This window comes from Acinetobacter sp. HA (assembly GCF_000264725.1).
Classification (GTDB): Bacteria; Pseudomonadota; Gammaproteobacteria; order Pseudomonadales; family Moraxellaceae; genus Acinetobacter; species Acinetobacter schindleri.
In genome coordinates this window covers 1-26,094 of the sequence record NZ_AJXD01000033.1, presented here as the reverse complement: position 1 = coordinate 26,094, position 26,094 = coordinate 1, and the positions used below count along the sequence as shown (strand labels likewise).

Below are 26,094 nucleotides of genomic sequence, written 5' to 3'. Positions count from 1 at the left end.
ACAGAAACAGAAACAGAAACAGAAAATTAATTTCTCAATAATAAGTCAAATAAAGACTTAGCTTAATTAACCCCAAGCCCTTTCCCATAAGTAAAGGGAGTGTCTTGTGATTTCCTACTTATAACGGAAGTTCCCTCTCCTTTTAGGAGAGGGTTAGGGAGAGGTAATTTAATAAATCAAAACCGCCCCTTTTCTAACCCATCATTCTAAAATTGTTCGTTATTACATTTATAAGTCAGCAAAAATCATCACTTTCATGAATAATAGACCAATAAATTTATCTCCCAAATCAATGACTATTGGTGTTCTAATGAAGAAACTCATGAACGGTGCTGAAAACATCGTTGTCGAAATGTGCAAAGGCTTTGTCCTGGCACATCCAGAACTGGCATTTAATGAAGCTTATAAAATTATTTCCAGAAAAGAAAAACACCAAAATGTCGCCCTGATCAGTGGTGGTGGTAGCGGTCATGAACCTGCTCATGCGGGCTTTGTCGGCCAAGGCATGCTGGACGCTGCCGTATGTGGTGACGTGTTCGCCTCTCCTTCACAAATTCAGGTCTATAAAGCCTTGCAGCAAGTCGCGACTGACAAAGGCGTCCTAATGATTATTAAAAACTATTCTGGCGATATGATGAATTTCCAGAATGGCGCAGCTTTAGCTATCGAAGATGGCATTAAAGTCGATTATGTAAAAGTAGCAGATGATATTGCAGTCAAGGACAGCCTCTACACGGTCGGCCGTCGGGGCGTGGCGGGTACTGTATTTGTACATAAAATTGCAGGTGCAGCAGCATCAAAAGGTTTAGAGCTTGCGGAAGTCAAAGCTGTGGCTCAAAAAGCAGCGGATAACGTGATTAGTCTTGGTTTCGCCTACACTTCATGTACTGTTCCTGCCAAAGGCACGCCCACCTTCACCTTAGCGAATGATGAAATGGAATACGGCGTCGGCATCCACGGCGAACCGGGTATCCGCCGTGAAAAAATCCTGCCATCCAAAGAACTGGCACAACGTATTATCGATGACTTGTTCCTCGATCGCCCTGATCTGACTGAAGTTGCTGTTCTAGTGAACGGCTTTGGTTCAACACCAATGCAAGAGCTGTATGTCTTTAATAACGATGTGTGCGAACATTTGGCGCGCAAAGGCATCAAGATTTACCGTACATTCGTTGGCAATTATATGACCAGTATCGACATGAACGGTGCATCAGTATCACTTCTTGCGGTAGATGATGAGCTAAAAGGCTACTTAGATGCTGAAGCCAACACCCCTGCCTTTAAGCTGGATGGCTCGCCTGCTCTACCATTTGAATTTGCAGCACAAGACGCAGCCGCAAAACAAACCGCCAATACCGAAGTTGAAACCCAAGCTGAACATGCTGAAATTCAGAATGAGCAATTCACGATTGAAAACATGCGTTATGTTGTCGACGTGATGGCGGCCTGTATTATCAAAAATGAAGTGCCATTCTGCGAGCTGGATGCGCATGCAGGTGACGGTGATTTTGGTATGAGTGTGGCCAAAGGCTTTAAACAACTGAAACGTGAATGGCAAAGCCTGATTCAAGCACCGCACATGGATGAATTCTTGCTAAACAGTTCCATGATTATTATGGAACACTGTGGCGGTGCATCAGGGCCTATTTGGGGTTCTGCTTTCCGTGCAGCAAGTAAAGCCATTCAAGGTAAAACGATATTAACTGTGGCAGATTTTGCCGAGATGCTACAAGCGGCAGTGAAAGGTATTCAAACTACTGGTGAGCGTTCATTTGGTCGTGGCGCTGTGGTGGGTGACAAAACCCTGATTGATGCCTTAGTGCCATGTGCAGATTCCTGGTCAGCCAATACCGACAAGACGTTTAAAGAAAACTTTGTCTTGGGTGCAGCGGCGGCTGTAAAAGGTGCAGAATCTACCAAAGACATCGTGGCGCGTATGGGTCGTGCCGGTACGGTCGGGGATCGTAGTTTAGGCTATCCTGATGCAGGTGCACATGGGTTAGGTGTGATCTTTAGCGATATTGCTGAACATATTAAATAAGATTTTCATGAATTAAAAAGCCTCGAACTCTCGAGACTTTTTAATTTCCTGGCGAGGATGATAAACCTTACTTTCAATCAAGATGACAGAAAAATATTTATTGAAATTTTTCCAGATACTTGGTCAGTTTTTCTTTGACCACGACCCTTTTATTTCCCTTCATCTGGGCTTCACTTAAAATTCCTTCCGAGTCAACCACCACGACTGGATGGCCATCCTTCTTCAAACGGGCCACACCTTCAAATAACATCCGGGCACCGACATTATGAATTAAGGTCAAATTGGTCAGATCCAACACAATTCGTTTTTTGCCTTCCGGTTCATCTTCCAAAATACGCAACAGCATTTCCGATTCAGTAAACTGCAATACGCCACGTAGTTCATACACCACCACATGATCACGTTTACCGGTGAGATAACGACTTTGCAAAATAGTTTGTGCCGATGGTGTCCCTTCCATCAAATGTAGACCCATTTCCCGGGACATACGTTCAAAAATATCGACGCCACGTACACTATGTCCATGCTCATCAATTTTCGGAGAAAACACGGCGATACCCACCTGTCCAGGTAACACGCCGATAATACCGCCTGCAACCCCACTTTTGGCCGGAATACCCACGCTGGTCAGCCAGTCACCGGCAGCATCATACATGCCGCAAGTGAGCATCACACTCAGGACTTGCCGCACTACAGAACGGTCCAGCAATTTTTTACCAGTTTGTGGCTGAATTCCCCCGTTGGCGAGTACCCCGGCGATCATCGCCAGGTCTTTGACCGTCACCTTGATTGAACACTGCTTGATATAGCCATTAACAATCGCTTCTGGATCTTCTTCCAGCACCCCGACGGTACGCAGCATATAGCCCAAGGATCTGTTACGAAACGCTGTTTTCAGTTCGGAGGTATACACATCTGTATCAAAACTCAGTTCACGCCCAGCCAAACCACTTAAAAAACGGCGCAATTGCTCTGCACGGGACACCGTCCGTTTATAGGGAATCAGAGAATGGGTGGTAATTGCACCCGAATTGATCATCGGATTTTTTGGAATATTGGAATCCTTCTCCAGTGAAATCTGGTTAAAGGCCTCACCCGAAGGCTCCACGCCTACTTTTTCCATGACCTTGGTCAAGCCGACTTTCTGCAAAGCCAAGGCATAGGCAAAAGGCTTGGACATAGACTGCATGGTGAACTCAACTTCGTCATCACCGGTTGAATAGATCGTGCCATCTACGGTAGAGAGTGCCAAAGCGAACTTATCCGGGTCTACTGCTGCCAGCTCAGGAATATAATCTGCCAGGGCACCTTTTTCATTGTCACGGCAGGAAGTTAAAACATGCTTGAGGTAGTCTGGCACCGGTGTTTTCATCGAATGAGCTTATTCCAGTTGGCTGTTATTTTTAATTAACATACCGGCTTTTGGCTTAAGTACCAGAGTGAAAAGGTAATTTTCTGCATATCCATGTTATCGGCTGCATTCCCTGTAAAGGCAATCCTCCAGAAATGAATTGCATTTTTAAGTATGGTTATTTTTATTGATGTTTTAAGAGACATAAAAAAAGGCACTCCTGCCCTTTTTTAATCTGGATGATTTATTTTACTTTGGTTTTACGGATCATCTTGTACAGAACTTTGGGTGAAATACGGGAAACCAGTACGCCCAGTTTTTCTTTCTTGCCACCAACCACAATGTATTCCTCGCCCTGCTGTAACGCCCTCACCGTCTGTTTAGCAAAATCATCAGCCTCTAAACCATTTTCAATCGCTTCGTCCTGCTTGGCTTGCGGTTTGCCTTCACCATTTAGGGCATTAAAAGAGACATTGGTTTTGACAAAGCCCGGGAAAATCACCGAGACCTGAATACCCTGATCCGACACTTCAGCACGCAGGCTGTTCGCCCACATATGTATTGCACCTTTAGCAGCGGAATAAGATGCGCGATATTGTGTCCCCAGCAAACCTGCCACACTGGAAATAAATACAATACGTCCAGACTGCTGTTTTAAAAACGTCGGTAAAACCGTTTTGGTCAAAAACACCTGCGAGAAATAATCGACTTCCATAATGGCGCGTTCAGTCTGCATGGTGGTGTCGGCAATCAGGGCACGCTGACTTAAACCGGCATTATTGATCAGCCAGTCGATACGTCCCTTTTCACTCAGCACCTGTTCATAAGCCGTACGTACCTGACTTTCATCAGTAATATCAGCTACGACTGAGATGTGTTGATCAGGTTTCACCAGTCCTGCACGGACTTTTTCCAGTTCTTCAAAACGGCGTGCCGTTAAAACTACCTGCGCTCCCTGTGACGCACATTCCTGCGCGACTGCCTTACCAATCCCTGAAGATGCTCCGGTAATCCAGACCACTTTTCCATTTAAACTTTCCAGCTTTGCCATTGATCCCTCTATCTCTTTTAAATATCCGATGTCTGTTTTACTTCATCTTCTAAAAACGCTAAAAAATGCTCGAAGTAATGACTGATAGTCGGTGCATCATACAGGCTTCCCAACTTGTCAAAACGCTTATAACCGAGCTGCGTAGTTAAATTAATCACACCATTCAGGGTTTTATCAACCACCATATTGAACTTCAGCATGTTTTTGGGTTGACGTACCAGATGGGTAACCCCCTGATCCACCACTTCAATAAAAGTCTTTAAGGCAGGTGAAACACAGTGATGATTGCCACTTTCCATTTCTTTTACATAGCCGAGTAATTCGATCGCCAGTGTCTTCTGAATGGGATAACGCACGTAATAATCGCCTTCAATTTCATGGGTCATTTCATAAAGATAATTCACCATTGGAATCAGCCGTTCATTGCCAAAAAATGACACTGACCATGGCATATATTTACGTGTGGTCTCAACAATTTGCTGAACGACTTTTTCAGACTCGCGATCCGCAGAATTTGAAAGACGCGCAAGGCGGCCAAAGACCTGATCAATAATTTCACAGGCAATATCCGTGAGGTTTTCACCCAAGGCTTTGGACAGACTGGTTTGATCACCACTATTAAGACGGGAATGAATATCGCGGAAACGATAGTGAGTTTCTGGCTGTATTTTCAGGGAAATGTTATAGCTCATCTTCTTATCCTTAATATTCATCTTGTTATTTAAATTTTGTGATGAGTTGTCTGGCGCTGTTGCTATCATACGATGAGTTCAGCTTACTGCCAATTGCTTAAAGTTTGCTTTTGGTTAAGCTGCCGCAGCCGCCATTTTTTTTGCTACAATAGATGCAATTTTTTATCCACTTTTGATCTGTTCGAACTATGACTGATTCAGCGCAAAATATTGCTACAACTTACGATCCGACCGAGATCGAGAAAAAATGGTACCAAACCTGGGAGGAGCGCGGTTACTTCAAGCCGTCTGAAAAAGGCGAGTCTTTCTGTATCATGATTCCGCCACCAAACGTCACCGGTAGCTTGCACATGGGTCATGGTTTTAACAATGCCATCATGGATGCGTTGACGCGCTACAACCGTATGTCGGGTAAAAATACTTTATGGCAACCGGGTACTGACCACGCAGGTATTGCAACGCAAATGGTGGTAGAGCGTCAGTTGGGTGCGCAAGGCATCAGCCGTCATGACCTAGGGCGTGAAAAGTTCATCGAAAAAGTATGGGAATGGAAAGAACAATCTGGCGGTAACATTACCCGTCAAATCCGTCGCCTAGGTTCTTCAGTTGACTGGTCACGTGAACGCTTCACCATGGATGAAGGTCTATCTAACGCAGTGAAAGAAGTGTTCGTTAAACTGCATGAAGAAGGTCTGATTTACCGTGGTAAACGTCTGGTGAACTGGGATCCTAAACTTCAAACTGCGCTTTCTGATTTAGAAGTTGAGTCTGATAAAGAAGAAGCAGGTTCACTTTGGCACTTCAAATATTTCTTTGAAGACAAGTCACTTCGTACGCACGATGGTAAAGATCATATCGTTGTGGCAACGACTCGTCCTGAAACTTTGCTCGGTGATACGGCGGTTGCGGTTGCGCTTGATGATGAACGTTATGCACACTTGGTCGGACAAAACATCATTCTGCCAATCACAGGTCGTGCTGTTCCAATCGTTAAAGATGAATATGTCGACAAAGAATTCGGTACAGGCTGTGTAAAAATCACTCCTGCGCATGACTTTAACGACTATGAAGTAGGTAAACGTTGCGAATTGCCAATCATCAACATCTTCAACAAAAATGCTGAAGTGTTGGCTGAGTTTGAATACATCGCCAAAGCCGGGGAGCAAATCTCTAAAACTATTCCTGCGCCTAGCGAATACGTTGGCTTAGAACGTTTTGAAGCACGTAAAAAGTTAGTTGAACAAGCAGAAGCTGAAGGCTGGTTAGACCAGATCCAACCATATACGCTTAAACCACCTCGCGGTGACCGTTCTGGCGTAATCGTTGAGCCGTTATTGACAGACCAATGGTATGTGAAGATCGCGCCACTTGCGAAACCTGCCATTGAAGCGGTTCAAGACGGTCGTATCAAGTTTGTACCTGAGCAATACAGCAACATGTACATGGCTTGGATGAACAACATTCAAGACTGGTGTATCTCACGTCAATTGTGGTGGGGGCACCGTATCCCTGCTTGGTACGATGCGGACGGCAATGTATACGTTGGTCGTGACGAAACTGAAGTACGTGCGAAAAATAACATTCCTGCCGATGTTCAATTGAACCAAGACGAAGACGTGTTAGATACATGGTTCTCATCAGGTCTTTGGACATTCTCAACTTTAGGTTGGACAGGTGACGAAGCGAAAGATAAAGAAAACTATTTCTTAAATACCTTCCACCCGACTGATGTATTGGTGACAGGTTTTGACATCATCTTCTTCTGGGTTGCTCGTATGATCATGCTTACGATGCACTTCATGAAAAATGAAGATGGTACGCCACAAGTACCGTTCAAAACTGTGTATGTACATGGTTTGGTACGTGATGGTGAAGGTCAGAAGATGTCTAAATCGAAGGGTAACGTGCTTGACCCATTAGACCTGATTGACGGTGTGGATCTTGAAACACTGGTACAAAAACGTACCACAGGTTTGATGAATCCAAAACAAGCGGCGAAGATTGAAAAATCAACCCGTAAGGAATTCCCTGAAGGGATTCAATCTTACGGTACTGATGCGGTTCGTTTCACATTCTGTGCGCTTGCCAACACTGGTCGTGACATTAAGTTCGACATGAAACGTGTTGAAGGCTACCGTAACTTTGCCAACAAAATTTGGAACGCAACGCGTTTCGTGATGATGAATGTCGAAGGTCAAACGATTGGTTCAGAAGCACGTCAAGACCTTTGGGAATTGCCTGAACAATGGATCGTAAGCCGTCTGCAAAAAGCGGAACAAGCGGTGCAAACAGCATTTGCAACCTACCGTTTAGACTTGGCTGCGCAAGCGATTTACGAGTTCATTTGGAATGAATACTGTGACTGGTATGTTGAATTAACCAAACCGGTTCTGAACGATGAAAATGTGTCTGAAGAGCGTAAAGCTGAAGTACGTCGTGTTCTTCTTTCTGTGATGGAAGCATCGTTACGTTTGGCACATCCGTTAATGCCGTACCTTACAGAAGAAATCTGGCAAACACTTGCACCTAAACTCGGCATCACTGGCGAAACCATTATGTTGGCGCCATACCCTGTTGCTGAGCAAGCGTTGATTAATGACCAGGCTGAAGCAGATATGCAATGGCTACAAGGTTTGATTGGTGCGGTACGTAACATCCGTGGTGAGATGGGTCTAGGTAATGCGCGTTTGTTGCCTGTTCTTCTGCAAAATACAACTGATGCGGAAAAAGCGCAAATCGCACGTATTGAACCATTGTTTAAAGCATTGGCAAAAGTTGAAAGTATTACCTTCTTGGCTGATGCTGAACAACCGCCATTGTCTTCATCAAGTGTTGTTGGTCATGTTTCTGTATTCGTTCCAATGAAGGGTTTAATTGACCCTAAAGCGGAATTGGGTCGTCTACAAAAAGACTTAGACAAGGTTCAAAAACAGCATGACCAGATTGCAACTAAACTTTCTAATGAAGGTTTTGTGGCGAAAGCACCTGCTGCTGTGGTTGAAGGCGAGAAAGTAAAACTTGCTGAGTTTGCTGACCAATTAGCGAAGATTAAAGCGAATATGGAGCAGATTGCGGCGCTTTAATGCTGTAGTTTGATTTTAAAAATCCCCTCTTAGTGAGGGGATTTTGATATAATACAATTTATAAGATTTTACTATTCTATTGGTACGTAAATATAATCTCTAAATATTACACTACCACTAGTATCCTTTACTTCACACTTAATATAGTGTAAACCTTTGAAATTACAATCTCGTTGGAACTCTCCAACTTTAAAAAAAGTTGAAATACTTTGAGCTTGTCCAACATCAATATCATTATCGTCTATTTCTTCTTGAAGATACGTTTTTAAAATCTCTTCATCATTAAATCCTGAATGATTTTTCTTATAGAAAATAACTTTATATCTCTGAAGCAATCTAATATTTTCACCACTTAATATAGCTTTAATCTTTGAATCTTTTCTAATTACTCTAGAATTAGAATAATAATTTTCAATATTTCCGTTAGGACTTGTCACTTCTGCTTTTAATTTAAAATTATTATTAGGTATTACTTTTTCATCAGCATTAACATTTACTGATATCATTTGTTTTAAATCAAGTGGCAATGGCAATCCTAATATATATTTATGTGTTTTTAACGATCTCATAATATAATTCAAATCAGTACCGTCAGCCTTCTTATAATTAGGATAAATAAACTCTTTTTCAATAGTTTCTCCATTCCTAATTACTGTTTTAATCTTACAGAAATCGTTCGGAAAGTTAAAAAACTCTAATAATCCTTGTCCCATCATAATTTGATTTTTGCTAGCTAAACTCTGTAATTTAGCCGCAAGATCAACAGGTAATCCAGTAGGGGAAATCTCTCCAATTTGACCAAAGCCGTAGTTACCCCATAAAACTTCATCATCATTACCGAAATTACAACCAACTCGAAAACCGAAATCTAGAACATTAAAATCACTTTTTTGTTCTTGAAGCCATGGCTTAATTGTATGCTCTAATACTACTGTAAGCATTGCAGCAGCATTCAAGCAGTCCAAAATCGATTGAGGTCTATCAATCTCTGATGACCCAAAAAAACCTAATACTGCATCACCCATAATTCGATGTACGCACCCATCAAAGGCATGAATAACTTCAATACAACTCTTAATTACAGCATTCTTAAACTTATATATAAATTCTAGATCATCAGGGTATTTCAATGACAAACTTGTTGAACCTTTAATATCAACAAATATTGTTGTAATAAAGTGGTTCATCTGACCACCATGTATTAGCTCGCTAAAATCTTGATGGTCAGCAATCCCTCTTGTATTTATAGTGTTAGAACGGCCAAATGCCTCTCTAATTTGTGATTGTAACTGATATTGCTGAGGCTCGTTAATTGTCAAAACTAGCCCTTCATTACTTTCACTCAGCCTGCCTGTACTCTTATACTGTGAATCTAAGCCAATAGCTGATTCACCTTTGATAGAGTCCAGAATTAGGTCTTTCTTCTTAATCCCTTGATTTACATAGTTATCAAAATCATTTTTTGAAAATTTAAAACTCATCTTTTAGACTCTAATATTATTTAATTGATCTTAGATATACACGTTAACAACAGAATGAATATGCTTATTACAACTGCACTTATTAACCAAGGCTGAATTTTTTGATAATCATCAAATTTTTTTTCGGTAACACTCGCCATTATATAAACTTGATTAATTAGATCATCTAAATGACTCTGTTCGTCTTTTGCCTCAACTTTGTCTTTGATGCTTTGTAAATCTTTGAATTTTGCCACGTCACTATAGAAAATAGTTGAAAGTTCATCTTCGTCAATTTTCACATCACTATTACTATCACTTTTGCTTCTTTTCCTGTTTGGTTGTATTACATTCATACAATGCATATACCACTCACCGCAGCAGTATAAAAAAAACCCATATAAAACTATAGTCATACAGCCTAAAATATCCATGTTAGTAAAGGAAATTCCCCAACCAACCAGAGCAGTTATAGCAACTAAAATACTTGATAAGAATGTTATTTGGTTTGAAGCCTTCGTATTAGCAAGTTGTACATAAAGGTCATATCTCGCTAATACTTTAAAGTAAAATTCAATTTTATCCATCGCCCACCCCAACTTAGTTATCATATAAATTTGAACACATTTCAATTAAAAAAAGGTTTTAGTATTCAAAAACTTAAATAAATTTCTCACACCTTTTAATTTAGCATAATTATAAGTCAATCTCCTAAAATAATGGATATGAATTAATATTTAAAATCACATACTGACGTCGAAATTTAAAATTCATAAATCGCTTGGCACGGAGTATTTGCCACATGAGATTTTCAGCATCAGTGGCGGTGTGGTGCATGGATTTGGCAAAGATAAGTAGTTGGGGATCGAGTTTTTTGTTCATGGGATTTTGTTTTTATTATTTTGCGGGAGGATAACAGATTTTCATAACCTCTCCCTAACCCTCACTTGCGCTTCGTTTTAAAGCAGTGCTTTAAAACTTGCTCAGGAGAGGGAACTTTCATTTTGGATTGGATGAAATTATAAAATCACATACAGCTCCTTCTCCCCTTGGGATGAGAAGCACGGCTTCGCAAGGGGTGAGGGAAACTAAAGAACTTGATGCTCCATCAACATCTCCACCCCACTTACCTTCTTCATATACTTCAACCGTTCTTTCTCCCCTTTTTAACTGCTTTTTTCAGCGCTGAAGTATCTGCATCCACCTGCTTATATAAATCGGTAATTTTCACCTTGCCTATATGGCCTTTTTTATTCCAGCTCAACAATTGAATAATTTCTTCTATTTGCTCATCCAGTTTCTGGCTTTGCATATCCAAAGCCAGTTGATAAAACTTTAGCTGCTCGGAACTTAAACCCTTTTGTGAAACACCCCGATTTTGCTCAATCTGGATTTGCAATTTCAGTAAATAAAATAAATCCTGCGCCGCATAGGCCTCATTCGCGCATTGTAGTAACTCAGTCTTTTCTACTTTCTTGGCTTCATCCGGTTCACGATCCGGGTGAATGGTTGCCGCAATTTTTAAATACACTGTTTTTAAAGACTGCTCTGCCAACTTCGCCGCCTGTTCCAGTTTTTCCTGTTGACGTTTGAGCTTGGCCTGCTCTCGTGCCTGACTATACTTTTCGCTATCCCATTCTTCAAAATCTTCAGGTGCTGCCTGATCCGAAATATCGTCATCAGCAAAGAACAGCTCAACATCCTTTACGCTTTGCTTTTTATTTTTTCTGGCTTGGCTATGTTCAATATGCTGTTGATAGTAATTATAAATCTCATCAACAATTTCGGCCTGTTGTTTTGATAAAGATTGGGAGTCGGTTAAATAAGCCGCAAGATACTGGATTTTAACATCTAGCTGCGTCGCCTCGGCCTTGGAAAATTCTGCCTCATGCAAATGCTTCCATAACTGTTCCAGTTGCTGAAACAGCACTGTATGTAACTCATGATAGACCGGCATCAAGGTTTGACGGGTATATTGCTGAATCTGTTCCTGCGCCTGCTGCCACTGCTTCAGTTCAAGCTGCTGCTGTTCAATTTTATCAATCAGACGGTTCAGCTTTCTCTGCTGCGGAGTAAGATCGGCATCGGGCTGAACAGTGGTTTTCAAATCAAAAGACATGGCAAACAGGCAAAGCAAATAAATGCTATTTTATCCTTAAAACTTTTAAGTGACTGCTGATTTACTGCAAATAAAAAAAGCAGACCGCAGTCTGCTTAAGGAAGTTATCAATTAATTTTCAACAATAACTCGTCCATTTAAGGGCTGAATCGGACGATTATTCGGATGTCCCATAAGTTTGGAGAACGCTGCAATCTGTTGCGCCGAAGCCTGCTGAATATCTTTCAGAATTAGCCAGCGTACCCCTTCCGAACATGGTGGTGTCGTCAGTGACCCGCTAAAGCGATAATAATCAAGGTTTTTAGGCAGCATCTGATTCACCGGTTGCGGCTTGCTTAATACCACTTTTTCACCTTGTTTTTTCGGCAAACGATTCCACATACGTTTGAGCATCTGGCTTTCTGCACCCTGCTCGAACATCATGCCGACCACAGCAAGTTCACCTTTAGTATTGGCATGCACAAAATGAATTTCTAGTGGATAGCTTTTACCCTTGATCAGATTTTCACTCGGGCTATGCAAATGAAACTGTTTCAGCACAAAGGTATCGCCGTCCAGCTGCAATTCGCCACCTTGAGCAAAATCCACCTGCACGGTATGACCTTTATTCTCGATCGCATGAATCATGGTGTTATAGCTGAACTTTAAAGGTTCCAGTTCTGCCTTTACGCTGCCTTCGATATTAATAGGTGACTGATTTACGCTATTACATGCAGCATATTTATCGCTCAGTGAACCCCACTGATGGGTATGCTTATAATCCCAGTCTGCATCCGCACATGCCGTATTCATTAGTCCAAAAGCAACTGCACATAACATGGCCTTTTTCATCTATTCACCCACCCTTATTATCAATCATCTTGTCAAAATGCATGAATATTCATACATTAATTTTCCATACGATATAATTAAGAAACTGATTTATTAATAAAATAATATCTACAATAATGATTATGATATTAAAAATTCAGACGGGTATTATTAAAACAGAGCGGAAATTTGAAACAAGCACAAAAGATTCCATTCTCAAACTTGAATGTCGTTGGAGTTTTATAGTTTTGTTATTAATTGAAAAATATAATATTTTTAAATTGGTAATTCATGTTCATCATCGGCTAATTGATAACTGATGATATCGAGATCTTACCTGTATAAACATAATCACTAAACTTCGCATCCAAGTTCATTGCTACACTCAGTTCACTTAAGGAAATATGAGCTAAGCCTATGGATTTTTTCACGATTTTTATCCATGACACTGACTGGACCTTTATTGGCGAAATTCTGCTGCGCTGCTTGGTCATGTATACCATGATCATTGTATTCTTGCGCCTGACCGGTAAACGTGGGGTACGTCAACTTTCTATTTTCGAAGTCGCAATTATCTTGGCTTTGGGTTCGATCGCAGGCGATCCTATGTTCGATGAAACACTGCCTTTGCTGCAGGCGTTTATCGTCATGTCTACCATCATTATTTTATACCGTCTTACCACTTACCTGACCATGCAATATCAGTCCTTCGAAGATCTGCTCGAAGGCAAACCACTTTATATTGTGGAAAATGGTGAAATGGTGCTTGAGCATATTTCCAAAGGCAAAATGTCGCATGATGAATTCTTTGCCGAAATGCGCCAGCAAGGTGCTGAACACTTGGGACAAATTCGTACTGGACTGCTGGAAAGCGATGGTAAATTCAGCATACTCTTTTACAGTCCCGAAGAAGTCCGTTATGGCTTGCCCTTATTTCCTAAAGCCCAAAAGGATCTCATTACAAAAGTTGAACCACATACTTATTATGCCTGTCTGCATTGCGGCAACGTGGTGTTGCTGTCTAGTCCAGATGCGATCTGCCAGCGCTGTGAATATTGCAAATGGATCAAAGCCATCAATACCCAGCGTCAGACTTAATGTTTGAGATAATCCAGCACTTGAGCCAGATTCTGGATCTTGTGTTCTATCTGCTGTAAAGGCGTATGGAATCCTTCCATCCATAAAGTCTGCATACCAGCATTCTGTGCACCTTGAATATCATTGACAGGATGGTCTCCAATATAAAGACAATGCTCTGGAGCCACAGCAAGTTTTTGCGCAGTATATTGAAAAATTTCAGGATTTGGCTTACTGATGCCAACCAGACCTGAACTCATGATTTCATCAAAATAATGAGCAAACCCCAGCCCGTTAATAATATTCATCCGGGTGTCATGTCCACCATTAGAAATAATCGCCAGTTTATAATCTGCGGCTTTAAGTGATTGCAATAAGTTTTCTGCTTGCGGCATGGCGACGGCGAACTGGCCAAAATTCTGGAACCAGAAATCACTCAATTCTTCTAATGCTGGCTGAGATTGCCAAGACAATTCTTGCAGAAGCGCAAAAGCAACTGATCCACCAATTGTGGAATGGGTCAGCAGTTCTTTTTTCGGATAGCCACCATTATCAATACGGCGTACGATCTCGGTAATTTTTGTGATATCGGCTAGATTTAGCATCTGACTATATTGCTCCGCCAGATAGCGACTATAAGCCTGTACACTCAAATCGCGATGTGTCAGTGTATTATCCAGGTCAAATAAAACAGCTCGTACAGTCATAATAGTTACATCAAACTTTTGTGTTTACTTTAACAGCTCAAACCCTGCTGCTAATGGGTTTAAACTCATAAGCTATACAAAATTCCATATAAAAAGGCGATGTAAAAACATCGCCTTTTTTCAGCATACAAAGTCTAAATTAGAATTTGTATTCGAAACCTGTACCTAGAACTGGTTGTTTAGTTTCATTTGAACCTTGTTCAAGAGTTAAATAACCTGCATAGCCATATGCTTTCACCTGCTTGCTAAATGCATAGTCTGCACCCACAAGAATTTGTTGAGCTTCATAATCAGATTTAGTAGTAGTGAATTCAGTTGTACTTTGACTATATTGACCTTTTACTGTCCAATTTTTTGCATTTGGCAAATTATATTCAGCACCAATCAACCATGCTTGTTGATCATCAATCGATGCAGCAGCAACGTCATTACCCGCAACAGTATCAACTTCAGAAGTTTGATAAAGTGCTTTAAGTGCTAAACTATTATCTAGGTTAATACGGCCGATCGCACGAATTGTATTTGCTGCTGCAAATGCACTACCTGCAACTCCAGCAGTGACTTCTGGTTCTGATGCATTTTGGAAACCACGACCAGCAAAGTTAGAGGGAATTGCTTTATCGTAACCAATCCCCGCGATCACTTTCTTATTGTCATACACTAAAGATGCAGAGAAGGCATCACCCAGACCACGACCTGCAACCTTTGCCCCCCCGTTGGATTTAGCTACGCCACTTGCTTCACCAGTTGCAAGTAATAAATTAGCATTCAGTTTACCATCTGCTACTGTAAATGCAGGCGACTCGTATACAACCACATTATCAATACGGTTTTCGCCTGTAAAGATACCCGCGACATCAGCTTTGTTATCAATATAGTTATTGAATGTATCTACCACAGAAGATAATTGTTTTACTGGAGTATCGATCTTACCCAGTTTTAATGTACCTAATTGGGTATCTTTTAAACCAATGAAAATATTACGTGGTACAAAAGTATCATTTCCATCCCCACCTTGCCCATCATCGGTATATAAGGTGAATTCAGCTTGATACAGCGCGCTTAAGCGATCAGTCAGTTTTTCATCACCTTTTAAACCAAGGAATGAATTATTGCTGTTTACTTCTACAACATCACGATTACCATTGGCATTATCTTCTGGTAGATAATCTATAGATACGTCAACCTCACCATAGAAAGTCGGTGCCGCAAAAGTTGTCCCCGCCAAAAGACTGAATGCAATTGCTGTTGCTAACTTGGTTTTCATTTCAATAATCCTTTGGTTTATTTTGTAACAAATCATACACAACGTCTTTATATTACAAAATTATTAAAAATGTATTTATATATTCTTTTTAGTACTTTAGGCTAATATTCAATCAAACATTTGATTTAGATAATTTTTCAATCAATTTTACGGTATTTTATCCAACCGCTTATCGGGATTAAGCACAATATTGCAATAAAAACGATGCTATACAGATAATCCTGATAACCCAATCTATCTCCTAATATTCCACTTATGCTATAAAGCCCGCCACTCACCGTCGCCATGATCGCTACTTGAAATGTGAAGTCCGTTCCCGCCAGATGTTTACGGCTGTATTGCATAACTAAAGTCAGCATCACCACCAGTAACATGGCAGAAATCATATCTTCAGCCGCATTAATCAAGTAAATCACCACGGGTGCAACTGACTGTTTGGCTTCGTATTTCATTGCCAGCCAGGCATACGCCATTAAAGTGATAATCTTGATAATTGAGAAAGCCATCAAGGTTCGGGCGCGGGAAAATATTTTCAGGCACCAACCAGCCAACCCTGCTCCAATCAGCGCCGCAAATGCACCGAACATAGTCACGTAAACCCCGATCTGGCTAAAACTCAGCCCCATATCTACCATTAACGGTTTTAATAGAGGTCCAGACAGGCCATCCGCAATTTTAAACGTCACCAGAATCGCCAGCCACCAGCGTAAAGTAGGCTGTTGGAGAAAATATTGAAAATAGGTTTTTAACTGGAATTTATTTTGCTGGGCCCAGGCAATCTCGTTCAGGTTTTCATGTTGCGGCTCTTTAAATAAAAGTATGGGTAAAGTATTCAGAAAGACCAGAGCTGCTAAAATCAGGAACGTCGTTTGCCATTGCAGGACATCCAAAAGCCATAGGATGGCACCCCCACCGACAATAAAACCCAGACGTGAACCCATCACCTGAAAGGTATTGCCCCAGTGTTGCTGGTCATTTTTCAGAATATTGACCGCGAGTCCATCCGTAGCAATATCCTGTGTCGCCCCAATGCCATTCATAAATAGCAGTGCCACAAAAAAAGCCAGCAGATAAACTGGCTGATTTAATGCCTCAATTGGTATAAAGGACAGGATGATGAGTACGATGACAGACAATAACTGTGCGGGAATAATCCAGCTACGATAATGGCCTTTTGTAGAACCATAACGATCGACTAGAGGTGCCCAAAAGACTTTGATTGACCAAGGCAGCATCAGCAGGCCGAATCCCCCAATATGCGTCAAAGATACACCTTGAGCACGCAAAATTACTGGAAGTGCATGCGTCATAAATCCCACCGGTAAACCTTGCGCCCAGTATAAGGAAAATAGCAAAACATAGAGGTTGCGCATGGCCGGCATTAAAAGTCCTTGGCTGATCAAATATTCCAGAAAACATCATCTGGCATGGATATTTTGCCAGTGAAAAAATTATCACGAAGGAATAATATAATAAAAAACAAAGAATATTGTCGTAATTCAAGAGTCTTATAAGATGGCAAATACTTCCTTTCCTGACCTGCCTGCTTTAGTCCCTGGGCGTGGCAGTAAATTCAGCCGGACATTTTATAAAAAGCTTTTTCTTGCTCAAGGCTGGAAAATGGAAGGTGAATTTCCAAATTTTCCAAAAGCAGTTGCCATCATTTCTCCGCATACCTCTAATATTGATGCCTGGTTGGGCTTTAATGCTCTGCTCGGTCTCGGCATTCAGATCACGATTTTTGGCAAGGACAGTTTATTCCGTACACCACTTAAACCGATTCTGGAATGGATTGGTGTGGTTCCGGTGGTACGTGATACTCCTCAAGGACATACCCGACAGATTGTCGATATCATTAACAAGACTGATCGGATCTGGATAGGCATGGCACCTGAAGGTTCGCGTAAGGCACCGGAAAAAATCCGTAGCGGTTTTTATCATATTGCCAAAGCTGCCAACCTGCCGATTGTGATGTTTTCTTTTGACTATGATATTAAAACCATTCATATCCTAGGCGTATATCATTTAACCGGTGATTATGAATATGATCTGGAGCAGATCTATGGCCATTATGAAGGCAAGATCTCGGCAAAAAATCCGGACTGGATTGCCAAGCCTTTACAAAAACTGGTGAAAAAACGCTAGGCAAAATGTCTTTTTTTTGCTCTGATAACCGTAATTTGCTTATTTAATCCTCTATTTTTAGAATGAAATTAATTCGTTATGCAATGATTGGTTGTTTGGGCCTAAGCCTTGCAGCCTGTGACAGAAGCCCATCGAAGCCTGTTGTTACCCCGACGCTTAAAGCCCGTGAACCTGTCATTGCCCTTGCCTTGGGTGGTGGCGGAGCGAAAGGCTTTGCCCATATCGGCGTGATTAAAGTCCTTGAATCACATGGAATTAAACCTAAAATTGTGACTGGAACCAGTGCCGGCAGTTTTGTCGGCAGTCTGTATGCCAGCGGTAAAACTCCATATCAGCTGCAACAAATTGCGCTTAATTTTAAAGAAGCGGATATTCGTGATCTGACCTTAAACCGTCAGGGTATTATCGCCGGTCAAAAGCTACAGGATTATGTAAATAAGAACGTGGCCAATAAACCCATTGAACAGTTCCCGATCCGTTTTGCTGCGGTAGCTACCCGCCTGGATAATGGCCGTAAGGCTGACTTTATCAAAGGCAATGCCGGTCAGGCGGTACGTGCCTCTTGCAGTATTCCAAATGTCTTTGTGCCAGCGGTGATTGGGGGTAACAAATATGTCGATGGTGGATTAGTCAGTCCAATTCCAGTGAAAACAGCCAAAGATATGGGAGCGGATATTGTCATTGCAGTTGATATCTCAGCGCGTCCGGATGCCAACAAAGCCATGAACATGTTTGGCCTGCTGGATCAGACCATTAATATCATGGGTCAGCAAAGTATTAATGAAGAACTGGCTCAGGCTAACGTGGTCATTCAGCCGAAGGTCGGACATATTGGTACACTGGATCTGAAATCGAGTAATGAAACGATTCTGGAAGGTGAAAAGGCAGCCCAGTTAAAAATCCGAGCCATTGAAAAGGCCATCAGCGATTTCAGCAAGTCCCCAGCTGCATTACAACCACCACGCAAGGCCAGGTTCTAAATCGGGATTGCAGGTATTCATCCGCTGCTGCATCTGCTACATTGAAGTGAAGATAAAAATCATGATGAATATTTAATTTTGAATTACATAGGTTAATTTATGCAATTTGTTCTTGAACCGTGGCACTGGTTTGTACTTGGCATTATCCTGATTCTGTCAGAGTTAATTCTGCCAGCATTTGCTGCACTCTGGTTTGGTATTGGGGCCATTATGGTGGGTATTCTGTACTGGATGTTCCCGATGATGGGACTGACCACGCAGCTACTGACCTGGATCGTTCTCTCTGTGCTGTGTACCCTGGCCTGGTTCAAGTTTATTAAACCGCTGTCTACAGACAAGACCAAAGCCGGACTGTCACGTGAGGCCACCATTGGCCAAGTGGGGATGGTGATTCAAACCAATCTGGATCACGGTCAAGTCAAAGTCCGCTTTCCGCTCCCTGTCCTCGGTTCAGATGAATGGGAATGTCGTACCCTTAGTCCGGTACAAGTTGGCGACCGGGTTCGTGTGGTCGATATTCTCGGTAATGACCTGGTGGTACAACCACATAGCAATAATTAAGAAAAGGAAAAGGTGAAAAAGACATGAGTATAAGTTCTATTATTGTATTGGCCCTGCTGGTCTTTGTGGCCGTCACCATCTTCAAAGGTGTACGAATTGTTCCTCAAGGCTATAAATGGATTGTACAGCGTCTGGGTAAATACCATTCTACCCTGAATCCTGGCCTGAACTTCGTGATTCCTTATATCGATGAAGTTGCTTATAAGGTGACGACCAAAGATATCGTGCTGGATATTCCTTCTCAGGAAGTGATTACCCGTGATAATGCAGTCTTGCTGATGAATGCCGTAGCTTATATTAACCTGACTACACCTGAAAAAGCCGTGTACGGGATTGAAAACTATTCTTGGGCGATTCAGAACCTGGTTCAGACTTCATTGCGTTCGATTGTCGGTGAAATGGATCTGGATGATGCCTTGTCATCTCGTGATCATATTAAGGCACGTTTGAAAGCCAGTATTTCGGATGATATTTCAGATTGGGGGATTACCCTGAAAACCGTAGAAATCCAGGACATCAAACCATCGCATACCATGCAGGCAGCGATGGAAGAACAGGCAGCGGCTGAACGTCAACGTCGTGCCACAGTAACTAAAGCCGATGGTGAAAAACAGGCAGCCATTCTGGAAGCAGATGGTCGTCTTGAAGCCTCACGTCGTGATGCGGAAGCACAAGTGGTATTGGCTGAATCTTCACAGCGTGCTATTGATATGGTGACTCAGGCGATTGGTGATAAAGAAATTCCTGTGGCTTACTTACTTGGCGAGCAATATGTAAAAGCCATGCAGGATATGGCGAAATCTCCAAATGCCAAGACTGTGGTCTTGCCAGCAGATATTATGAATACCATTCGTGGCGTTATGGGTCGCAACAATTAACTGTTAAGAAATATGAATCAAATAGGCAGTCGAATGACTGCCTATTTTCATTTAAATCAAGAAAATCTCAGCAAAGATTGTGAAATTATGGTTAAATTTCGCGTTTATTTTTGAAATCTTCTGGATTTAATGTTGCATGGCTTTCGGATTAAAGACCATAACATTTGCCATAATCCTTATTTCGATCTACTGTCCAACTTAAAAATGGATACCGTATGAGCTCCCTAAATCCAACCTTAATCACCTTTCTATTTTATATTGTTGCCATGATCGTGATTGGCCTGATGGCTTATCGCGCGACAACAAACTTTTCCGACTACATCTTAGGGGGCCGACGTTTAGGTAGTTTTGTCACTGCACTTTCTGCTGGTGCTTCCGATATGAGTGGCTGGCTGCTGATGGGTTTGCCCGGGGCAATTTATCTTTCAGGTCTGTCTGAAATGTGGATTGCAATTGGTCTGATCATCGGTGCCTGGCTAAACTGGCTCCTGGTCGCTGGACGTTTACGTGTACATACTGAAGTACAGCACAATGCCTTGACCTTGCCAGATTATTTCTCGAACCGCTTTAACGACCAGAAAAAAGTTCTGCGTGTGGTTTCTGCATTCGTGATCCTGATTTTCTTCGCAATTTACTGCGCTTCAGGCATGGTTGCAGGTGCACGTCTGTTTGAAAGCATGTTTGAACTGCCATACAGTACTGCCCTCTGGATTAGCGCGATTGCGACGATCAGTTATGTATTCATTGGTGGCTTCCTGGCTGTCAGCTGGACTGACACGATTCAGGCGGGTCTGATGATCTTTGCTTTGTTGCTGACACCAATTGTGGCTATTTTATCTTTCTCCGATATGTCACAAATCACTTTGGCACTTGAAGCGGCTCGTCCACAAGCCATGAATATCATGGGTGATCTGAGCTTTGTTGCAATTATTTCCTTACTGGCTTGGGGTCTGGGTTATTTTGGTCAACCGCATATTCTGGTGCGTTTCATGGCAGCAGATTCGGTGAAATCGATTCCGAATGCACGTCGTATTGGCATGACATGGATGATACTGTGTCTGGGTGGTGCGGTCGCAGCCGGTTTCTTTGGTATTGCTTACTTCCAGGCACATCCAGAACTGGCAAGTGTGGTCAATGCCAATCCTGAAACCGTATTTATGGAGCTGACTAAAATTCTGTTCAATCCATGGATTGCCGGTGTGGTTCTGGCTGCAATTCTGGCTGCGGTAATGAGTACACTCAGCTGTCAGTTACTGGTCTGCTCAAGCACTTTGACTGAAGACTTCTATAAATCTTTCCTGCGTAAAAATGCTTCTCAGAAAGAACTGGTTTGGGTCGGTCGTTTGATGGTGCTACTGATTGCCCTGCTTGCGATCTGGATGGCGGGTAATCCGGAATCTAAAGTGCTTGGTCTGGTTGCTTATGCTTGGGCTGGTTTTGGTGCTGCATTTGGTCCATTGATTATCCTGTCACTGTTCTGGAAACGCATGACCCTGAATGGTGCCTTGGCCGGTATGATTGTGGGTGCAACTGTTGTGATCCTATGGAAAAACCTGTTTGCAGACACTGGTCTGTACGAAATCATTCCAGGTTTCATCTGTTCAATGATCACTATTATTGTGGTGAGCTTAATGGGCAAAGCGCCGACAGAAGAAATTACTGACCGTTTTGAACAGGCAGAACGTCTGTACAATGAAAGCAAATAAAATGAGCTGAAATAAAAAAGAGGACTAAATGTCCTCTTTTTTATGCGCTACATCCCTATGAAAATTAACTTTTGCGATGTAATAAGAACTGTGTGATCTGAGTCAACTCTTCAGCCTGACTTTCGAAGTGAGCCAAAGCATTTAAGGCTTGATCATGCAACTGTTTAGCATACTGTTTTGCCTGCTCGAGTCCCATAAGCGCAGGATAAGTCGATTTCTCTACCTGTTCATCCTTGCCTGCCGTTTTTCCTAATACTTCAGTATCAGAAATGATATCCAGAATATCGTCCTGCACCTGGAAAGCCAGACCAATGGCCTGACCAAATTCACGCAGTTTTGGAATCGCCAGATCGGTACCTTCAAAAATCGTCACCGCTGCCATCATAATCGCGGCGCTAATCAGTGCACCGGTCTTATTACGGTGAATGGTTTCTAATGCTTCCTGGTCAATTCGTTTCCCTTCAGACTGCAGATCTAAAACCTGACCATTGACCATCTTGGAAGATGCTGTCGCCAGAATCTGCATCTGCTTTAATACAATTGCTGGCTCAACTGCAGGGCCCTGATCAAACAGACGGCTGCCTAAAATTTCAAAAGCCATGGATTGCAGAATATCGCCAGCAAGCAACGCGGTATCTTCACCAAAGGCAACATGGCAAGTTGGTTGTCCACGACGCAGCAAATCATTGTCCATACAAGGCAGATCATCATGAGCTAGTGAATAGCAATGAATGAACTCGATTGCGACTGCAGCACGACGCACAGCAGCAGTATTCTGATTCGGTTTAAGCGCGGCTGTGGCATAACACAAGGCTGGACGTACACGTTTTCCACCCAGCATCACTGCATGGTGTACAGCCGATTTCAGCGGCTCAGTAATGGCAAAAGCATCTAATGCTGTCAATAGGTCCTGTTGAATACGATGTTGTGCTTGAGTCAATGCATGGGTTGACAGCTCAGTTGTAGATGACACATTCGCCTCAGATCGGTTGTTCAATATATTTTCGATGACAAGAATAAGGAACTTGCCGCTTTATTCCTGCATTGTACCTCTAAATATCCTGAATTATCAGCTTGAAATCGTCTGCTGATTTTGCTCTATCAAGAGTCAAGATCATTTTTAATGAGAAGAAGCTGTCTAGAGTATTAAAGGTGCTGACCTGAATATAAAAAAACCATTGCGCGGACAATGGTTTTTATATTACTAAAGCTCAAGGCATCATTTGTGTTCTTTTAGCACATCTGCAGGCACACGTACCCAGCCTTCCATCAAGACACGCGCACTACGGCTCATGATGGCTTTCTTCACTTTCCATTCACCATTTTCCTGAGTAGCTTGTGCCCCAACGCGTAAAGTCCCTGATGGATGACCAAATCGCACTGCTTCACGCTCCCCCCCACCTGCTGCCAGATTTACCAATGTTCCTGGAATCGCAGCTGCAGTGCCAATCGAAACCGCGACGGTTCCCATCATGGCATGATGCAGCTTACCCATCGATAAGGCACGCACCAATACATCGGTATCTAATTCGGTGATCGCTTTACCCCCTGAAGATACATAGGCCTTAGGCTGGGATACAAAAGCAATTTTCGGCGTATGCTGACGTTGAGCTGCTTCAGTAATATCTGAAATCAGCCCCATTTTTAATGCGCCATAAGCACGAATGGTTTCAAATTTAGCGAGCGCTATCGGATCACTATTAATATCTTCCTGTAGCTCTGTGCCCTGATAGCCCAGGTCTTCAGCTTTCAGGAAAATTGTCGGAATACCCGCATTGATCAAAGTTGCTTCAAAGGTACCGTATTCTGGAACAACCAGCTGATCGACTAAATGACCTGTCGGAAACATAGCTCCACCCTCGGCATCATCATCGGCAGGGTCCAGAAATTCGATCTGAACTTCAGCCGCTGGAAAGGTGACACCATCCAGCTCAAAATCACCCAATTCCTGTACCTGCCCATTCACAATTGGCACATGGGCAATAATGGTTTTCTGAATATTGACCTGCCAGATCCGTACTGTGCAGATGCCGTTTTCCGGAATACGAGAGGAATCTACCAGACCATTACTAATCGCAAATGAACCTACACCCGCTGTCAGGTTACCGCAGTTACCACTCCAGTCGACAAAATGTCGGTCAATTGCAACCTGTCCAAACAGATAATCTACGTCATGATCAGGCTGCTGGCTTTTAGACAGAATGACCGTTTTGCTGGTACTGGAACTGGCTCCCCCCATCCCATCAATCTGCTTGCCATAAGGATCTGGGCTACCAATCACACGTAAGAGTAACTGGTCTCTGATTTTGCCCGGCTGTTGTGCTGCAGGTGGAAGATCTTCCAGCTTGAAAAATACACCTTTACTGGTACCGCCACGCATATAGGTAGCTGGAATCTTGATTTGCGGGGCAAAACTCATCGTTATTATCTTCCTTTGTCTGATCTTTATTTTGTAAATGCAATGTAACTGAGGTTGAATTTGAGTATAGTATATTTATATCGTGATAAATTGACTGCAAGACCTTTGTATAAAAAAACAACATATACAACGGCTGTCTTTTTAGTATTCGATGAGGAATATCAGATTCAATAAAATTAATATATTGATTCATTTATCTTTTATTTAATTTATTTTTATAATAATTTTTTATTAATCTGATAATAATTTTTCATTCAAGGCTTCTACTAGGCTTCTTTTGACTGATCAATTACAATCTTTCAACTTATTTTTACATTGTCGGGCTGAATACTTTGAATAACGAGTCTTCACAACTTCAGCGTGGCTTAAAGAACCGTCATATTCAGTTGATCGCCATGGGCGGTGCAATTGGCACAGGCTTATTCTTAGGTTCCGCACAGGTGATCCAATCCGCTGGTCCTTCGATTATTCTGGGCTATGCCATTGGTGGCTTAATTGCTTTCCTAATTATGCGTCAATTGGGTGAAATGATTGTTCATGAACCTGTTGCAGGTTCTTTCAGCCATTTTGCTTATAAATATTGGGGTAAATTCCCTGGCTTCCTCGCGGGCTGGAACTACTGGATCTTGTATATCCTGGTCGCAATGACCGAGCTTACCGCTGTCGCAAAATATATTAACTACTGGTGGCCCCATATTCCTGCTTGGGCATCGGTGCTGTTTTTCTTCATTGTGATTACCCTGGTCAACCTTGGCAATGTGAAATTCTATGGTGAATCAGAGTTCTGGCTTTCAATCATTAAAGTGACTGCCGTCATCTCGATGATTGTCTTTGGTTTATACCTGATCCTGACTGCAGATGCTTCATCTACTGCATCTTTTAGCAATTTATGGACCGCAGGTGGCTTCTTCCCAAATGGCTTTGAAGGTTTATTCTTCATGCTGGCCTTCCTCATGTTCGCCTTTGGTGGGATTGAACTGATTGGTATGGCAGCAGCAGAAGCGGAGAATCCGGAAAAGACCATTCCTAAAGCGATTAACCAGGTTGTTTTCCGTATTCTGATTTTCTATGTCGGTGCGTTGACCATCTTGTTATCATTAGTGCCTTGGAACCAGTTGGAACTCGGCGGTCTGGATAAAAGTCCATTCGTAATGATTTTCAGTCAGCTAGGTATTGACTGGGCAGCCCACCTGCTAAACTTCATTATTCTAACTGCTGCACTGTCTGTATATAACAGTGGTATGTATGCCAATAGCCGCATGCTTTACGGTCTGGCCAAACAAGGCAATGCACCGAAGCTCTTCCTGAAAGTAAATAAACAAGGTACGCCAATTCCTGCAGTACTCTTCTCTGCTGCTTTGATTTTTGGCTGCGTACTGTTGAACTACTTTGTACCAGAAGATGCTTTAAGCCATCTGATCTATGTGGTGGTAGGTGCCTTGGTCTTGAACTGGGCAATGATTTCACTGACACATTTCAAGTTTATTCAGGCAATGAAAAAAGTTGGGGAAAAAACCAAATTTCCAGCACTTTGGTCTCCAGCAAGTAACATACTTGTATTAGGCTTTATTGCGACTATTCTTTACATTATGTGGACTCAGGGCTTCCAGGAATCTGTATACATGCTTCCGATTTGGGTCGTGATCATGTTTATCCTGTTTAAACTGCTCAAGACCAAAAATTAATTAAAAAGTTTTAATTGACTATTTTTTAAAGTTATTGCTTCGGCAATAACTTTTTTTTTCGT

Annotated in this window: 20 protein-coding genes and 2 pseudogenes; 9 read left to right on the top strand and 13 right to left on the bottom strand. The window is 42.1% G+C overall.

Annotation, left to right across the window (positions count from 1 at the left end):
• Nucleotides 1–310: 310 nt before the first annotated feature.
• Nucleotides 311–2,041, top strand: coding sequence for a dihydroxyacetone kinase subunit DhaK (gene dhaK, locus HADU_RS15265; RefSeq protein WP_008305008.1), 1,731 nt, complete (start codon nt 311–313; stop codon nt 2,039–2,041).
• A 97-nt stretch (nt 2,042–2,138) separates the two neighbouring features.
• On the opposite strand, the gene HADU_RS07675 is transcribed toward dhaK, so the two are convergent.
• The 3 genes from HADU_RS07675 to HADU_RS07665 form a co-directional block, all read right to left on the bottom strand.
• Complete coding sequence (locus HADU_RS07675) at nt 2,139–3,413, bottom strand: glutaminase (RefSeq protein ID WP_005221199.1); 1,275 nt, start codon at nt 3,411–3,413, stop codon at nt 2,139–2,141.
• Between the two features lie 223 nt (nt 3,414–3,636).
• Nucleotides 3,637–4,443: an SDR family oxidoreductase gene (locus tag HADU_RS07670; RefSeq protein ID WP_008305005.1), complete on the bottom strand. Its 807-nt coding sequence runs from the start codon at nt 4,441–4,443 to the stop codon at nt 3,637–3,639.
• A 17-nt stretch (nt 4,444–4,460) separates the two neighbouring features.
• Entirely contained in the window at nt 4,461–5,135 is a 675-nt protein-coding gene (locus HADU_RS07665) for a hypothetical protein (RefSeq protein ID WP_008305002.1), read from the bottom strand.
• Between the two features lie 188 nt (nt 5,136–5,323).
• On the opposite strand from HADU_RS07665, the gene HADU_RS07660 reads away from it, so the two are divergent.
• A complete protein-coding gene (locus HADU_RS07660) occupies nt 5,324–8,218 on the top strand; it encodes a valine--tRNA ligase (RefSeq protein ID WP_008305001.1) in 2,895 nt (964 codons plus the stop codon).
• 71 nt (nt 8,219–8,289) lie between these two features.
• On the opposite strand, the gene HADU_RS07655 is transcribed toward HADU_RS07660, so the two are convergent.
• From HADU_RS07655 to HADU_RS07640, 5 genes and pseudogenes are all read right to left on the bottom strand, one after another.
• Nucleotides 8,290–9,699, bottom strand: a complete 1,410-nt coding sequence (locus HADU_RS07655; RefSeq protein WP_008304999.1) for an adenylate/guanylate cyclase domain-containing protein — start codon at nt 9,697–9,699, stop codon at nt 8,290–8,292.
• 20 nt (nt 9,700–9,719) lie between these two features.
• A complete protein-coding gene (locus HADU_RS07650; protein WP_034592513.1) occupies nt 9,720–10,265 on the bottom strand; it encodes a hypothetical protein in 546 nt (181 codons plus the stop codon).
• 154 nt (nt 10,266–10,419) lie between these two features.
• A pseudogene (locus HADU_RS15260) lies at nt 10,420–10,560 on the bottom strand (DUF559 domain-containing protein); the annotation flags it as partial.
• Between the two features lie 206 nt (nt 10,561–10,766).
• Nucleotides 10,767–11,797 (bottom strand): annotated as a pseudogene (locus HADU_RS07645) (molecular chaperone DnaJ).
• A gap of 111 nt (nt 11,798–11,908) precedes the next feature.
• Nucleotides 11,909–12,628: a carbonic anhydrase gene (locus HADU_RS07640; RefSeq protein ID WP_008304995.1), complete on the bottom strand. Its 720-nt coding sequence runs from the start codon at nt 12,626–12,628 to the stop codon at nt 11,909–11,911.
• A 396-nt stretch (nt 12,629–13,024) separates the two neighbouring features.
• Between HADU_RS07640 and HADU_RS07635 the strand changes: the two genes are divergently transcribed.
• The gene (locus tag HADU_RS07635) at nt 13,025–13,705 is read left to right on the top strand and encodes a DUF421 domain-containing protein (protein WP_008304994.1); all 681 of its coding nucleotides are present in this window, start codon (nt 13,025–13,027) and stop codon (nt 13,703–13,705) included.
• Here HADU_RS07635 and HADU_RS07630 read toward each other — a convergent pair.
• The 3 genes from HADU_RS07630 to HADU_RS07620 form a co-directional block, all read right to left on the bottom strand.
• Nucleotides 13,702–14,391 (bottom strand): HAD family hydrolase, encoded by a 690-nt coding sequence (locus tag HADU_RS07630; protein ID WP_008304993.1) that lies wholly within the window; start codon nt 14,389–14,391, stop codon nt 13,702–13,704. The genes HADU_RS07635 and HADU_RS07630 overlap by 4 nt on opposite strands.
• Before the next feature lie 139 nt (nt 14,392–14,530).
• A complete protein-coding gene (locus tag HADU_RS07625; protein WP_008304991.1) occupies nt 14,531–15,658 on the bottom strand; it encodes a porin in 1,128 nt (375 codons plus the stop codon).
• Between the two features lie 137 nt (nt 15,659–15,795).
• Nucleotides 15,796–17,031, bottom strand: coding sequence for an MFS transporter (locus HADU_RS07620; RefSeq protein WP_034592515.1), 1,236 nt, complete (start codon nt 17,029–17,031; stop codon nt 15,796–15,798).
• 142 nt (nt 17,032–17,173) lie between these two features.
• Here HADU_RS07620 and HADU_RS07615 point away from each other — a divergent pair, with 142 nt between their 5' ends.
• From HADU_RS07615 to putP, 5 genes are all read left to right on the top strand, one after another.
• The gene (locus HADU_RS07615; protein ID WP_008304987.1) at nt 17,174–17,803 is read left to right on the top strand and encodes a 1-acyl-sn-glycerol-3-phosphate acyltransferase; all 630 of its coding nucleotides are present in this window, start codon (nt 17,174–17,176) and stop codon (nt 17,801–17,803) included.
• 62 nt (nt 17,804–17,865) lie between these two features.
• Nucleotides 17,866–18,783: a patatin-like phospholipase family protein gene (locus HADU_RS07610; protein ID WP_034592511.1), complete on the top strand. Its 918-nt coding sequence runs from the start codon at nt 17,866–17,868 to the stop codon at nt 18,781–18,783.
• 99 nt (nt 18,784–18,882) lie between these two features.
• The gene (locus HADU_RS07605; protein ID WP_004810952.1) at nt 18,883–19,344 is read left to right on the top strand and encodes an NfeD family protein; all 462 of its coding nucleotides are present in this window, start codon (nt 18,883–18,885) and stop codon (nt 19,342–19,344) included.
• 23 nt (nt 19,345–19,367) lie between these two features.
• On the top strand, nt 19,368–20,222 hold the full coding sequence (locus tag HADU_RS07600; protein ID WP_004810953.1) for an SPFH domain-containing protein: 855 nt from the start codon (nt 19,368–19,370) through the stop codon (nt 20,220–20,222).
• A 215-nt stretch (nt 20,223–20,437) separates the two neighbouring features.
• On the top strand, nt 20,438–21,928 hold the full coding sequence (putP, locus tag HADU_RS07595; RefSeq protein WP_008304983.1) for a sodium/proline symporter PutP: 1,491 nt from the start codon (nt 20,438–20,440) through the stop codon (nt 21,926–21,928).
• Between the two features lie 64 nt (nt 21,929–21,992).
• On the opposite strand, the gene HADU_RS07590 is transcribed toward putP, so the two are convergent.
• The gene (locus HADU_RS07590) at nt 21,993–22,901 is read right to left on the bottom strand and encodes a polyprenyl synthetase family protein (RefSeq protein ID WP_008304981.1); all 909 of its coding nucleotides are present in this window, start codon (nt 22,899–22,901) and stop codon (nt 21,993–21,995) included.
• Nucleotides 22,902–23,147: 246 nt separating this feature from the next.
• Nucleotides 23,148–24,347 carry a 2-methylaconitate cis-trans isomerase PrpF gene (gene prpF / locus HADU_RS07585; RefSeq protein WP_004893392.1) on the bottom strand — a complete coding sequence of 400 codons (1,200 nt, stop codon included), beginning with the start codon at nt 24,345–24,347 and terminating at the stop codon, nt 23,148–23,150.
• 332 nt (nt 24,348–24,679) lie between these two features.
• Here prpF and HADU_RS07580 point away from each other — a divergent pair, with 332 nt between their 5' ends.
• On the top strand, nt 24,680–26,032 hold the full coding sequence (locus HADU_RS07580; RefSeq protein WP_004810960.1) for an amino acid permease: 1,353 nt from the start codon (nt 24,680–24,682) through the stop codon (nt 26,030–26,032).
• Nucleotides 26,033–26,094 lie beyond the last annotated feature (62 nt).